The 14,813-nt window shown below is 30.2% G+C and carries 12 protein-coding genes and 1 tRNA gene; 8 read left to right on the top strand and 5 right to left on the bottom strand.

The window, feature by feature from the left end; translation table 11 throughout:
• Positions 1-85 precede the first annotated feature (85 nt).
• Entirely contained in the window at positions 86-934 is an 849-nt protein-coding gene (gene rpoH, locus M9409_RS02820; protein ID WP_250226852.1) for an RNA polymerase sigma factor RpoH, read from the bottom strand.
• Between the two features lie 604 nt (positions 935-1,538).
• The gene (gene ftsY / locus M9409_RS02815) at positions 1,539-2,474 is read right to left on the bottom strand and encodes a signal recognition particle-docking protein FtsY (protein WP_250226851.1); all 936 of its coding nucleotides are present in this window, start codon (positions 2,472-2,474) and stop codon (positions 1,539-1,541) included.
• 390 nt (positions 2,475-2,864) lie between these two features.
• Between ftsY and rsmD the strand changes: the two genes are divergently transcribed.
• A complete protein-coding gene (gene rsmD / locus M9409_RS02810) occupies positions 2,865-3,452 on the top strand; it encodes a 16S rRNA (guanine(966)-N(2))-methyltransferase RsmD (RefSeq protein ID WP_250226850.1) in 588 nt (195 codons plus the stop codon).
• An 82-nt stretch (positions 3,453-3,534) separates the two neighbouring features.
• Here rsmD and pgi read toward each other — a convergent pair whose 3' ends face one another.
• From pgi to M9409_RS02795, 3 genes are all read right to left on the bottom strand, one after another.
• The gene (pgi, locus tag M9409_RS02805) at positions 3,535-5,205 is read right to left on the bottom strand and encodes a glucose-6-phosphate isomerase (protein WP_250226849.1); all 1,671 of its coding nucleotides are present in this window, start codon (positions 5,203-5,205) and stop codon (positions 3,535-3,537) included.
• Positions 5,206-5,656: 451 nt separating this feature from the next.
• A complete protein-coding gene (locus M9409_RS02800; protein ID WP_250226848.1) occupies positions 5,657-6,574 on the bottom strand; it encodes a homoserine O-succinyltransferase in 918 nt (305 codons plus the stop codon).
• Positions 6,575-6,918: 344 nt separating this feature from the next.
• Positions 6,919-6,992: transfer RNA gene (locus M9409_RS02795), tRNA-Ile, on the bottom strand.
• A gap of 571 nt (positions 6,993-7,563) precedes the next feature.
• Here M9409_RS02795 and mnmG point away from each other — a divergent pair.
• The 7 genes from mnmG (at position 7,564) to atpG (ending at position 14,791) form a co-directional block, all read left to right on the top strand.
• Entirely contained in the window at positions 7,564-9,474 is a 1,911-nt protein-coding gene (gene mnmG, locus M9409_RS02790; protein WP_250226847.1) for a tRNA uridine-5-carboxymethylaminomethyl(34) synthesis enzyme MnmG, read from the top strand.
• 662 nt (positions 9,475-10,136) lie between these two features.
• On the top strand, positions 10,137-10,949 hold the full coding sequence (gene atpB / locus M9409_RS02785) for a F0F1 ATP synthase subunit A (RefSeq protein ID WP_250226846.1): 813 nt from the start codon (positions 10,137-10,139) through the stop codon (positions 10,947-10,949).
• Between the two features lie 42 nt (positions 10,950-10,991).
• A complete protein-coding gene (gene atpE, locus M9409_RS02780) occupies positions 10,992-11,231 on the top strand; it encodes a F0F1 ATP synthase subunit C (protein ID WP_011282559.1) in 240 nt (79 codons plus the stop codon).
• 58 nt (positions 11,232-11,289) lie between these two features.
• Complete coding sequence (atpF, locus tag M9409_RS02775) at positions 11,290-11,772, top strand: F0F1 ATP synthase subunit B (protein ID WP_250226845.1); 483 nt, start codon at positions 11,290-11,292, stop codon at positions 11,770-11,772.
• Entirely contained in the window at positions 11,773-12,318 is a 546-nt protein-coding gene (locus M9409_RS02770; RefSeq protein WP_250226844.1) for a F0F1 ATP synthase subunit delta, read from the top strand.
• Positions 12,319-12,351: 33 nt separating this feature from the next.
• Complete coding sequence (gene atpA, locus M9409_RS02765; RefSeq protein WP_250226843.1) at positions 12,352-13,893, top strand: F0F1 ATP synthase subunit alpha; 1,542 nt, start codon at positions 12,352-12,354, stop codon at positions 13,891-13,893.
• A 31-nt stretch (positions 13,894-13,924) separates the two neighbouring features.
• A complete protein-coding gene (gene atpG, locus M9409_RS02760; RefSeq protein ID WP_250226842.1) occupies positions 13,925-14,791 on the top strand; it encodes a F0F1 ATP synthase subunit gamma in 867 nt (288 codons plus the stop codon).
• The last annotated feature ends 22 nt before the right edge of the window (positions 14,792-14,813 follow it).

The raw sequence follows: 14,813 nt of genomic DNA, 5'->3' as shown, positions 1-14,813 counted from the left end.
AAATAATTAAAATTAATAAATTATATACACGTGCTAATGGTTTTTTATATCGTTTGGTTTTGTAAATCAAATTAAAAAAATCTAATTAATTTTGTATGATTAATCTCATTTTTTTCATTGCATTTTTTTCTAATTGACGTACTCGTTCAGCGGAAACACCGTATTGATTAGCTAATTCTTGTAATGTACTTTTATTGTCTACATTTAACCATCGGGCACGAATAATGTGTTGGCTGCGTTTATCTAAAGTGTTTATAGCTGCATTTAGTTTATTACCAACCTGATCGATCCATTCATCTTCTTCATTAGAAGAAACGATTTTATCTTGTAAATATAACATAGGTGCTATTGATATTCCTCGATTATCGTCATCTGAAGATTGTTCAAAATTCATATCTTGTGCTGACATTCGAGATTCCATTTCACGTACGTCTTTGCTAGTTACATTTAGTGCTTTTGCAACTACTTCTATTTCTCCTGCATTAAACCAACCTAAACGTTGTTTAGTTTTGCGTAGATTAAAAAATAGTTTACGCTGTGCTTTAGTAGTAGCGATTTTTACAATACGCCAGTTTTTTAAAACATATTCATGGATTTCTGATTTAATCCAGTGCACAGCAAATGATACTAAACGAACATCTAATTCTGGATTAAATCTCCGGACAGCTTTCATTAATCCAATATTACCTTCTTGTATTAAATCGGCCTGCGCTAAGCCATAACCAGAATAATTACGAGAAACGTGAATAACAAATCTTAGATGCGATACAATGAGTTTTTTTGCAGCATCTAAATCTCCATGATAATATAAGCGTTGAGCTAGCGTTTTTTCTTCTTCTGCTGTTAACATAGTGTAGGCATTGGCGGCTCTTATATATGCTTCTAAGTTCCCTTGAGGAACCAAAGTTATATTTTTTTGTATATATTTAGGCATTTATTCTCCTAAAATAACCATGCGTATGCTGATAATATATGTGCATTAATGCACACATATTCAATTGCATTAGAACTTTTATTAAAAAATTTTGTGTCGACAATAGAACTGATACATAACACTAAATATTATATGCAATAACACAATCATCATTTGATGCTATTATTAATTTAAATTGTATATATAATATCATAAAATTACCTGTTATCATTAATTATTTCCCATTTAATCCCATCCAATAATTCGTTAAATCATTTTAGCAATGAAATCTGAATTTCAATTAACATTGATGATTGTAGATTATGTATAAAGTATCCAGTATCCTAGAGGTTATATTTTTTGATTCATTGTTATTAATTTGTGCTATTGTATTAAATGATGTCTTTGAATCAATATGCTAGGGTTATGATTTTTTTTCTATTTAAAGGCATGACAAGTGCTGATTTTAATTCTTATAAATTGGTCTGTTTGGATGAAACTGCTTGTAAGCATAATAAATATTAATGACATTATTTTTAATAATTGTTGATGTAATTATTTTTATTGTTATTTATATTAGTATCTTGTTCTCAATAGATACTAATATAAATTATGAGTATTTTTGTTATTGAGTTTGTTCTTTTAAAATAGCTTCAACAAAATTGTGTGATATAAAGGGTTGTAAGTCATCAATATTTTGCCCTATTCCAACATATCTTATTGGTATTGAAAAATGATCAGCAATAGATAAAAGAGTTCCTCCCTTAGCGCTACCATCTAATTTAGTCATAATTATTCCTGTAATTTTAATAGCTTCATTGAACATACGTACTTGATTTATAGAATTTTGTCCGATGTTGGCATCAAGAACTAATACGATTTCATGAGGTGCTTCTGTATCAATTTTTTTTATTACTCTGATAATTTTTTTTAGTTCTTCCATAGCATGTATTTTATTTTGTAATCTTCCTGCGGTGTCTATAATAAGTAAATCAACAGATTTTATTTTAGCTATTTTAATAGCATCAAAAACTATTGAAGCAGAATCTGCAGTGGTATTTTTTTTGATGACTGTAACGCAACCACTACGTTCTCCTAAAATTTTTAATTGATCAGCAGCTGCTGCTCTACAGGTATCTCCTGCTGCTAACATTACAGTTTTATTCTCTAATCGGTAATAATGTGCTAATTTTCCAATAGTAGTAGTTTTTCCCACACCATTAACTCCTACTATTAACATAATAAATGGTTTTTTTTCTTGTAAAAAAAACGGTTTGTCGACGAGTGTAACTATTTTTAACATTTCGTTACGTAATGTATCGTGAAAAGATTTTTCATCACAGTTTCCATTAACATTAATATAATTTCTCAAATTATTAATGATTTTTTTTGTAGTGTGTATATTTATATCTGCAATTAATAACTGATTCTTAATTTTATCCAGCGTAGCTGTATCAATTCTTTTATCATGAACTAAATCCATGATATTATCACCTAATTTTTTTCGAGTATTTAATAAACTTTGCTTCAGTTTGCTAAATAAATTATATGCACGATTCATATATATATTTACCTCATAATTATTATCAACATATGTGATTTTGTTTTCATTATTTTTTATGTTTTTTTAGATATTTTGTTAATTAATTTTAATTGATATTGTTTATTTTGTATTTTTAAAAACACGAAATATTTAGATGTAATACGCCATATATGATTATATAACGTAAATGCAACTAATAGAAAGTATAACAAAAATAAATGGGTGGTAGATATATGAAGAAGTATCAAAAACTATAATTGTAATATTTTTATAGTTTATGTATAAGTAATTAGATTTATATGGAATAAAACAAGTTGATGATTTGTGGTTCATAATAAAAATATTTATTTTAAAAGATAAAGATATCCTGTGAATCGTTATTTTTAAACTCAGAAATATAGCGAATGCATGAAAAATAAATTACATTTAGGTGTATCCAGAAAAATCAAGATTATTGGTGGTAAATGGAAAGGAAGGAATATACCAATCCTTCGGAATGCTAAGATACGACCAACTACTAATCGTATGCGTGAAATGTTATTCAGTTGGCTTAATCCTATTATTTCTAATGCGGTATGTTTAGATTGTTTTGCTGGAAGCGGCGCATTAGGTTTAGAATCATTATCTAGAGGGGCTAGTAAAGTAACTTTTTTAGATAATAATCGTATTTGTACCACTGCGTTGATGGAAGTCACGCAGTCTTTTTCAGCATATAACAGTGAGATAATATATACTGATTGTCGCTCTTGGTTACAACAATCAATTATGACTTATAATGTAATCTTTCTTGATCCTCCTTTTCAGGACAATATCATACCTGAGGTTATTCTTTTATTAGAAACATGTAATCTATTGAAAAAAAAATCTTGGATTTATATAGAAACCCCTAAAAATAGAAATATTTTTAATGCTAGTATAATTCCAAATCATTGGGTTTTATATCGTGAAAAAATTACTCGGAATGTCATGTATTATCTTTTTCTGAGAAGATCATAGAATGTTTTAAATATGACAAAATACTAATAAAGACAAATTATTCCTAATGTCTTAACTATATAATTGAACACGATTTTATGAATCAAGAACCACATTGATTACGCCAAAATTTGTAAGAATCTATTAAACCGCGAGTTGAGCTGTCATGCTGTTTAGAGGTGATATTTTCATATTTTAATTCCGGTAAAATACTGTCAGCCAGTTGCTTTCCTAATTCCACCCCCCATTGATCAAAAGTATAAATATTAAAAATAATACCTTGTGTAAATATTTTATGTTCATATAAAGCAATCAAAGCTCCTAAAGTATAAGGGGTGATTTTTTTAACTAAAATAGAATTACTAGGATTATTTCCTTTACATAACTTACAAGGAGCGACATATTGTTCGTTTCTGTAATTTTTTTTAGATTTTATATATTTTTGAATTGATGTTGCATGTGTATTTCCGAAAGCTAACGCTTTAGTTTGAGCCAAAAAATTTGATATTAATTTTTCATGATGATCAGATATAGTGTTATGACTGATTGCTGGAGCTATAAAATCACATGGAACCATTTTAGTACCTTGATGAAGCAATTGATAAAATGAATGTTGTCCATTAGTCCCAGGTTCTCCCCATATAATAGGACCAGTTTGATATGTAGTAATAGGGCGTCCATTTCGATCTACACATTTTCCATTAGATTCCATATTTACTTGCTGCAAATATGCTGTGAAACGATGCATGTATTGATCATAGGGAAGAATGGCTTCAGTTTCTGATTGAAAGAAATTATTGTACCAGATACCAATAAGCGCTAAAATTACTGGCAGATTTTCATGTAACGGTGTGTTATGAAAATGCATATCCATATCATGAGCTCCGGTCAGTAATAATTCAAAATTACTAACTCCTAGCGATAGCATTATCGGTAAACCAATTGATGACCATAATGAATAACGTCCGCCTACCCAATCCCAAAGCTTAAACATATTGTCTGACGGATTAATACCAAATTTACGCACTTCTATAGTATTTGTAGATAATGCTATAAAATGCTTCGATATATGTTGTGCATTGGAAGAAACTTTACAAAACCAATTACGTGCGCTAAGCGCATTGGTCATAGTCTCTTGAGTGGTAAAAGTTTTTGATGCTATTACAAATAGTGTATTTTCTGGATTTAAATTTTTTAATGTTTCAAAAATATGTGTACCGTCAATATTAGAAACAAAATGCATGTTTAAATGGTTTTGATATGGTTTTAATGCTTCAGTGACCATATAGGGCCCAAGATTGGAACCTCCAATGCCTATATTAACAATATCTGTAATTATCTTATCTGTATAGCCTGTCCAACTACCTTGAATAACCCGATTACAAAATTGTTTCATTTTATTTAGTACTACATTTATTTGTGGCATTACGTTAAATCCATCTACTAAAATTGGTGTATTTTTTATGTTTCTTAGAGCTATATGTAGTACAGCACGATTTTCACTGCGATTAATTTTTTCACCACGAAACATATCTGAAATAGCTGCTATCAGATCACATTCAATAGCTAAGGATATTAGTTTCATGATAGTTTTGTTTGTAATTAAGTTTTTTGAATAATCTACTAAAATTTCATTGTTAAATGTTTTAGAGAAGCGACTGAACCTATATTTATCTTGATTGAACAAATCGATAATTGATGTGTCCTTCATATCGTCAAAATGACGTTTGAGATCTTGCCAGGATTTAGTATGACTAGGATTTATATTTTTCATGATTTATTTTCTTATGTTCTATTGTAAAAAGTAAGTGCATAAGAATTTAATTTAAAGTAAGCTATTCGGCGCAACATACTTTGTTGACGTTACTATATCTATTGAGTTGGGTAATGTATATAAAGAACTATATCATACCTTATGCATCATGTATAAATATGACGAAAAACTATTTATTTTTTTATAAATATAATACATATCTCCACACATATTTATATAAATTAAAGAGTTCTTGTCTATATATAAATATAATTTTTTAGTTAATTGATATCATCAATTTCATATAAAAGTTGAAATACGTAGTTATTTTACACTTATAGTAACAATAAGTACAAAACTGTAGTTTTGAATAAATTGTACGAGTGTGAAATATTTATAATTTTTTGAGCTTAGATTTTGTAAGTTGATTTTCTAAAAATAGAAAATATGATTTATTATTTATTCAATTTGTTCAAACAGAACTGAAATGTTTTGTGATATTTATGTTGTACACATAATGATTTAACCAATTGGCAAACAATAAATACGCGTGACTTCTCCAGTTGATCTTAGGCGCTAAATTAGGATTGTTTTGAGGAAAATAATGATCTGGTAGCATCGGACTTAATCCTAATTTTAAATCTCTATAATACTCTTGATGTAAAGTCATCGCATCATATTCTGGATGTCCAGTGATAAATATTAAACGCTTGTCTTGACTGATAAGTAAATATGCGCCTGCTTCATCAGATTCTGCTAAAATTTCTAAATCTGTATTCCGATAAATTACATCCTTAGGGAAATCCGAATAACGAGAATGAGGTGCTAAAAATATTTCATCAAATCCTTTGGTTAAAAGTGCATGTGAATTAATAGTATTATGCTGGTAAATTCCTACTAATTTATGTTGTCGAGTAAATTTAGGAAGATTGTATAGTATTTTTAAAGCTGCTTGTACTGCCCAACAAACAAATAATATTGAGTTAATATGCTCTTTTGCCCATAAAAATAATTGCTTAATTTGAGGCCAAAAGGTTATATCTTCAAAATCAATCAACCCTAAAGGAGCTCCGGTTACAATTAAACCATCGAAATTTTTATATTGGATATCTGGAAAACTGCAATAAAATTTATTTAGATGTTCGACAGGTGTGTGTTTGGGAACATGATTATCTATGCGTAATAATTGAATATCAACTTGTAAAGGAGAATTTGATAGTACGCGTAGGAATTGATTTTCTGTTTCAATTTTTTTTGGCATTAAATTAAGAATCAATACTTTTAAAGAATTTCGTTCTTTAAAAGTATTACATGATTTTTGCATAACAAAAATGTCTTCGTTCTGTAAAATTTTTATCGCAGGCAATTTTCTTAATACCCGAACTGGCATAGTGTTTGCGACCTTAATATGGATACATATGTGCTAAGTTTATTTGATTTGAGATTGTTTAATTACCTATATATATCACAAATTCCTATTTATTTCTTATAAAGATGAAATTTTAATCATAAAAATCGATTTTTTTATTTAACACATATTCAATACAATTTAAAAAATGAAAAATCATAGTTAAAGATTACTGATATCTGCACTCGATATATTTAAGATAGTTAAAATGATTGTAATGATCAATCGCATATACGTATTATAGGCATGCATAAATATGCAAATTTTATTGCATATTAACCATTCCATTATCTATCTAAATTAAGTTCAATGCATTGATTTTATTATAGGCCTGAGTGGAATTGAACCACCGTCCTCACCCTTATCAGGGGTGCGCTCTAACCGCCTGAGCTACAAGCCTGTAATATCAATGATAAAATGTATCAATTTTTAAAATTTTTAATCATAACACATGAGATATATGTAAGTTTTGATTGCTTAACCGCTTTTTTTATTGAAAATGAAATGTATAGTTAAACTCACGTGTTTATTATTTACATAGTAAAAATACCACATCTTACGATAGCATAACTAGAAATATTAATTCAAGCGTTTCCATAGCTTTGTCATTGCAGTAAAATTAATAAATAATAACAATTGTTTCAAATTCTATTTTTGAATCTTATATACTATTACAATAATCTCACTAATATAATCCTAATTACCTACAGTAATCAGTATTACTTCAGATGTCCTCAATAAACAAGTGATTTAATCTATTTTTTTCATTGAATTTTTTAATTTTTCAAGTACAATTATAAAAATATTTGATCATTGAGGCGGATTGTTTTTAAGGATATAGAAGGATATAAAAAAGGTTCGTTTGGAGTTGTATGTTAGTAAGTATAATTAGGTATACGATTTTATTCTAAAAAGAAAAGTTTTTGGAATAGTTTTGGGGATTGTTGTTAACTGTGCAATGAGGTTGGCGTATGTTTTATTCTACTCACTTTGATGTTATTGTTGTGGGAGGAGGTCATTCTGGGACAGAGGCAGCTTTGGCTTCTGCTAGGATGCAATGTAATACGCTTTTGATTACTCACAATATCGATACTCTTGGTCAGATGTCTTGCAATCCGGCTATTGGTGGAGTAGGGAAAGGACATTTAGTCAAAGAAATTGATGCTATGGGTGGGGCGATGGCTTATGCTATAGATCAATCGGGAATTCAATTTAGAGTCCTTAATAGTAGTAAAGGCGCTGCTGCTAGAGCAACACGTGCTCAGGCAGATAAAATATTATATCGCCAAGCAATACGTAATCTTCTTGAGCATCAAGAATCTTTGTTGATTATTCAGGCGTCAGTAGAAGATCTAATAATTAATGGTAACAAGGTTGTTGGGGTAATTGCTCCAACAATAGGAATGAAATTTTTTGGTACGTCCGTGGTGTTAACAACAGGAACGTTTCTTAATGGTAAGATTCATATTGGGATGAATAATTTTAGAGGAGGGCGATCTGGAGATGCGGAGTCATCGTCGTTTTTATCAAAGAGGTTGAAAGAGTTATCTTTTCGGGTTAACCGGTTAAAAACAGGTACTTCTCCTCGCGTGCACACCAAAGGAATAAATTTTGGTTCTTTGAGAGCACAGTATAGCGATAGTCCCATCCCTGTTTTTTCATTTATAGGATCGGAACAACAACATCCTAAACAAGTGCCTTGTTTTATTACTCATACTAATAATAAAACACATGAAATAGTTAGATCGAATTTACATCAAAGTCCTATGCATGCAGGTTTAATCAAAGGAATATCGCCTCGTTATTGTCCATCTATAGAAGATAAAATAATCCGTTTTTCAGATCGTAGTGCTCATCAGATTTTTTTAGAACCTGAAGGTTTGACGACACCTGAAATATATCTTAATGGTATTTCTACCAGTTTACCATTTTGTGTGCAAATACAAATGATTAAATCAATTCAGGGATTAGAGAATGCTCATATAATTAGGCCAGGATATGCTATCGAATACGATTTTTTTGATCCTCGTGATTTAAAGTTAACATTAGAGAGTAAGTTTATTTCTGGGTTATTTTTGTCTGGTCAAATTAATGGAACTACTGGATATGAAGAGGCAGCTGCCCAAGGATTATTGGCTGGAATTAATGCAGCTAGATTTTTTCAAAATAAAGAAGGATGGTATCCTAGAAGAGATCAGGCGTATTTAGGAGTGCTCGTAGATGATTTATGTACACGTGGAACTAAAGAGCCTTATCGTATGTTTACTTCTCGTGCTGAATACCGTTTGTCTTTGCGTGAGGATAATGCTGATTTAAGATTGACTGAAATAGCGCAACAATTAGGTTTAATTGACGAAGCAAGATGGAGATCTTTTTGTTGCAAAAAAGAAAATATTGAAAAAGAACGTCAAAGATTGCGTAATACTTATATTTTTCCGTATAGTGTAGATGTTGCTCAGTTAAATAATTTTCTTACAACACCTTTAATACATGAAGTAAATGGTGAAGATCTATTAAGAAGACCAGAAATTAATTACATAAAGTTATCCCAACTAAGTACTTTTGGTCCATCTATATTGGATCATCAAGTATTCGAGCAAATTGAAATTCAAATAAAATATGAAGGCTATATTCGTCATCAACAAGAAGAAATAGCAAGACATATTTATAATGAAAATACATTATTACCGATTGATATAGATTTCAATCTTGTTACTGGATTATCTAAGGAAGTCATTGAAAAGCTTAATAATTATAAACCTTATTCTATTGGGCAAGCTTCTCGAATTTCTGGTATAACTCCTGCCGCTATTTCTAATTTATTGGTTTGGTTAAAAAAACACGGTTTGTTAAGTATAGACCATGTGAATTTTGTTAAATAATGGATTTTTATTATTGATATAAGTAATACTTGTTCATTACCGTGTGTTTGTTGTGGTTATTATGTAGAGGATAATGGGAGTGTAGAGTGTGACATGGTGATGTTTTTTCAACATTTCTATAGGATAAAGTAATGGTAGTAGATATACTACTAAGATAAGTTGGTTATATACGACATTAGTTTGTAGGTTCTATGTGGTTGTTTTTGGTATATGTTTAAATTTTGTGTCTTGAATTTGTTTAAAACAGAATTATACAAAATTTTTTAGTTATATGTAGCAGATTCATTATTTCGTAATTTTTAATGAATACACCTTAATTAATATTTATCAAAAATAAGTTACAGTATTATTTATGTCACATCAAACTTGTAGTTTGATTTTTTTTGTTTTATAAATTGTAGTGTGTCACATGAAAATTTATTAACTAATTCATAGTGTTATTATAATTCTTTTTTATTACATTAGTGTGGGTTTGTATAAAAACCAGTGTTCTTATTATTTTCTGATAGTATTTGATTTCATAATATTAATTGAAGGCTCTATTGTTTTTATTCGAATACAACATCATTTTTAAACATTATATAATGTATATAACTTTATTAAATATAGTATTCTTGTATATATAAGATATTGTAACCAATATTTTTTTTGAAAGGTAGACTATGTCAGGAATCAAAGGCACTTCCCAGGAATATATTGGACATCATTTATATCATCTACAATTTGATTTAAGTACTTTTTCGTTAGTAGGATCGGAAAACATTTCTTCATTCTGGGTATTAAATGTAGATTCGATGTTTTTTTCAATATTATTAGCTGTTTTATTTTTATTGATTTTCGGTCGTTTGGCTACAGTGGCAACTTATGAAGCACCCACAAAACTCCAAGTGTTTATCGAGTTAGTGATATTGTTTATTGATGACAACGTGAAAGACATGTTTCATGGAAAAAATAAACTAATTGCGCCGTTATCTATGACAGTTTTTGTTTGGATTTCTTTAATGAATGCTATGGATTTATTTCCTATAGACTTATTGCCTGTTATAGCTCAGTATATATTAGGATTGCCTGTTTTACGTGTTGTGCCATCTGCTGATGTAAATATTACTTCTTCGATAGCTTTAAATGTATTTGTACTTGTTGTGTATTACAATATCTATACTAATGGTATTCGTGGTTTTTTTAAAGGACTAGTGTATCATCCATTTAACCATCCAACATGTATTCCTATTAATTTTATTCTTGAAGTTGTTGGTTTGATATCTAAACCGGTATCGCTTAGTCTTAGGTTATTTGGCAACATGTATGCTGGTGAGTTGATTTTTGTTTTGATATCTGGTTTATTGCCGTGGTGGGGGCAATGGATTTTAAATTTACCATGGGCTATTTTTCATATTTTAATTGTTATATTACAAGCTTTTATTTTTATGGTTTTAACGGTGATTTATTTATCTACAGCCCATGATCGGTGTTGAAATGAATAATATAATACAGAAGATGTAAAGAGGTTATTAATTATGGAACATTTAAATTTTGATATGTTGTATATAGCTGCAGCGATAATGATGGGATTAGCAGCAATAGGAGCAGCTATTGGTATTGGAATTTTAGGTAGTAAATTTTTGGAGGGAGCTGCGCGTCAACCGGATCTCATTCCTATTCTTCGTACTCAATTTTTTATTGTTATGGGATTAGTTGATGCGATACCGATGATTACTGTGGGTCTTGGTTTGTATGTGATGTTTTCTGCAGTTTAACAATTAAAATTAATGTGTGTATTTATTATATTGATTATCAGATATCAGGATTTGTGCCGTGAATCTTAATGCAACAATATTAGGTCAAACTATTTCATTTATTTTGTTTGTTTGGTTTTGTATGAGGTATGTATGGTATCCATTTATGTCTATTATTGAGAAACGTCAAAAAGAAATTTCTGATAATTTGGCTTCTGCTACTCATGCTAGAACAGAATCTGATCGTGTTAATGCTGAAGCTTTGATTTGTTTAAGACAGGCTCGGATAAAAGCTCAATACATTATAAACCAAGCAAATATATGTAAAATGCAGATAATTAATGAAGCTAAGCATGAAGCCGAAAAGGAACAAAGTAGAATTTTGTCCCAAGCGAGAGAACAGATTCTTTATGAAAGAAAATGTGTTATTGATGAATTAAGAAAGCAAATTGGTAATCTTGTAATTGAGGGTATAGAGAAAATTATAGAACATTCTATAACTGAAATGATTGATACAGATCTTGTAAATAATATTATTAATACGTTGTCACATGAGGATTAAATGTCTAGTATGTTTGTAGTGGCTCGTACATATGCTCAAGCTATATTTGATATAGCTGTAGAACAAAAAGATATAAGCAAGTGGGAATCAGTTCTTGATTTATTTTCTAAGATTAGTGTGAATAGATTAGTACAATCTTTATTTGTTAGATGTTTAGAACCGAAAAGATTATCAGATATTTTTATTACTATTTGTGAAGATTATCAAAAAAAACAAATTGATGTTTTTGGTAGAAATATAATTTATATCATGGCAGAAAATCATCGTTTATTGTTGTTACCAATTGTGTGCAAAGAGTTTACTTATTTATGCGCTATGTATGCTCGTACTGTAGAAATAGAAATTGTTTCTGCTTGGCCTTTGAAGTATAGGCAACTAAAAAAAATTACTGATATAATGTCTAAACGTTTATCTAAAACAGTGAATGTAGTACACAAAGTAAATAAAGATATTCTGGCTGGTTTAATTATTCGTGTTGGAGATACTGTAATTGATGGAAATATACGTGGACGTATTTTACGCTTAAATAATATTCTACAATCTTAATATTTTAATGTTAGTTTTTAGGTACAAAAGGTGATGCAATTAAATTCAAGTGAAATTAGCAAATTAATTAAACGACGTATTGCTCAGTTTGATATAACGTGTGAGATTCGTAATGAAGGTACTATTACTTCCGTAGGTGATGGAATAGTTCGTATACATGGATTAACTGATGTTATGCAAGGTGAAATGATTGCTTTGCCATCAGATCAGTTTGCTGTAGCATTGAATTTAGAACGTGATTCTGTCGGGGCTGTAGTTATGGGTTCATGTTTAAATTTGTCTGAAGGAATGGTGGCAAAATGTACAGGAAATATATTAAGAGTTCCTGTGGGAACAGCGTTGTTGGGGAGAGTAGTAAATGCATTAGGGGTTCCTGTGGACAATAAAGGAGCAATACAATGTTCTTCTTATTTGCCGGTAGAAGCCAGTGCGCCTAGTGTGATTGATCGAAAGTCGATAAATAAGCCTATTCAAACAGGATATAAATCTGTAGATTCTATGATACCTATTGGACGCGGTCAACGTGAATTAATTATAGGAGATCGTCAAACTGGAAAATCTGCATTAGCAATTGATACTATTATTAATCAACGTCATAGTGGGGTGAAATGTGTTTATGTTGCTATTGGTCAAAAAGCAACAACTGTAGCTAATGTTGTAAAAAAACTGGAAGAATATCATGCGTTGTCAAATACTATTGTGGTTCTTGCATCTGCTTCTGAATCAGTTGTATTGCAATATTTAGCTCCTTATGCCGGGTGTGCTATGGGAGAATATTTTAGAGATCATGGAGAAGATGCGTTGATTGTATATGATGATCTTTCCAAACAAGCAGTAGCTTATCGTCAAATTTCTCTATTGCTGCGGCGTCCTCCGGGACGTGAAGCATATCCAGGGGATATATTTTATTTGCATTCTCGTTTGTTAGAGCGAGCTTCTAAAGTTAGCTCTGATTATGTGGAGCGATGTACTCATGGAAAGGTCATAGGAAAAACTGGTTCGTTAACTGCAATACCTATCGTTGAAACTCAAGCTGGAGATGTTTCTTCTTTTATTCCAACTAATGTTATTTCTATCACTGATGGCCAGATTTTTTTAGAGTCTCATTTATTTAACTCAGGAATTCGTCCTGCAGTAAATCCAGGAATTTCAGTATCTCGAGTTGGAGGATCTGCTCAAACTAATATCATGAAAGTGTTGTCTGGGGGAATTCGTACTGCTTTAGCCCAATATCGTGAATTAGCTGCTTTTTCTCAATTTGCTTCAGAATTAGATGAGATTACTCAAAAACAATTGCAGCATGGTCAAAAAGTAACTGAATTATTAAAACAGAAACAATATGTACCTATGTCTGTTTCATGTCAATCCATTATTTTATTTGCAGCAGTGCATGGTTATTTAGAAGATGTTGAAGTTTCAAAGATAAATGATTTTGAGTCTGCATTAATATTATATATGATTCATACAGAAAAGGAGCTGATTAAAATCATTGATAATGATGGCGTATATAATATTAATGTCGAAAATAAATTTAAAAGTATACTTGAGACTTTTAAATCAAATCAATCTTGGTAAACGCAAACGAGTTACATGATGGAACAAAAATATGTCTGGTCCAAAAGAAATACGCGGGAAAATAAATAGTGTTCGTAACATACAGAAAATTGCCAAGGCCATGGAAATGATTTCTGTTGCTAAGATTCATAAAACACAGAGACGTATGTTAATAAGTAAGCCGTATGCAGAAACTATTCGTAAAGTAATTAATCATATTTCTTCAGGGACACTAGAATATAAACATTCTTATTTTTTAGAACGAAACATTCAATCTGTTGGTTATTGGGTAGTTTCTACAGATAGAGGGTTAACAGGAGGATTAAATATTAACTTATTTAGAACGTTATTATGCGATTTTAGCAAATGGAATAATACGGGAATAACGATTAGATTAGCTATTATTGGATCAAAAGCTGCTTCTTTTTTACGTTCTATAAAACAAACTCAAATAGTCAGCTGTGTCCATGGAATTGGAGATGCTCCTAAAATGTCAGCGTTAATTGGGTCTGTGAAAGTGATGTTGCAGTTGTATGATAGTAATCAGATAGATAGATTATATTTGGCATATAATACATTTGTTAATACTTTAACTCAAGTTCCTCAGATTTTACAGATTCTACCGATTATTCCCTCAAAAAACTCTATATTACAAACTAAATATTGGGATTATTTATATGAACCGGATTCTAAAATATTGTTAAATAGTTTATTACAAAGATATATTGAATCACAAGTTTATCAGGGAGTAGTAGAAAATTTAGCTAGCGAGCAATCTGCTCGAATGACGGCGATGAAGACAGCTTCGGATAATGGAGAAATTATTATTAATGATTTAAAGTTATTTTATAATAAAGCTAGACAAACTAAAATTACGGAAGAACTTACAGAAATTGTTGCAGGAGCTTCTGTGATATAAACTTAAAAGATAGTTAGAGGTG

This window comes from Blochmannia endosymbiont of Camponotus sp. C-046 (assembly GCF_023585865.1).
Classification (GTDB): Bacteria; Pseudomonadota; Gammaproteobacteria; order Enterobacterales; family Enterobacteriaceae; genus Blochmanniella.
Note: the sequence above shows the minus strand (reverse complement) of the source record. Positions and strands in the feature narration are given on the sequence as shown.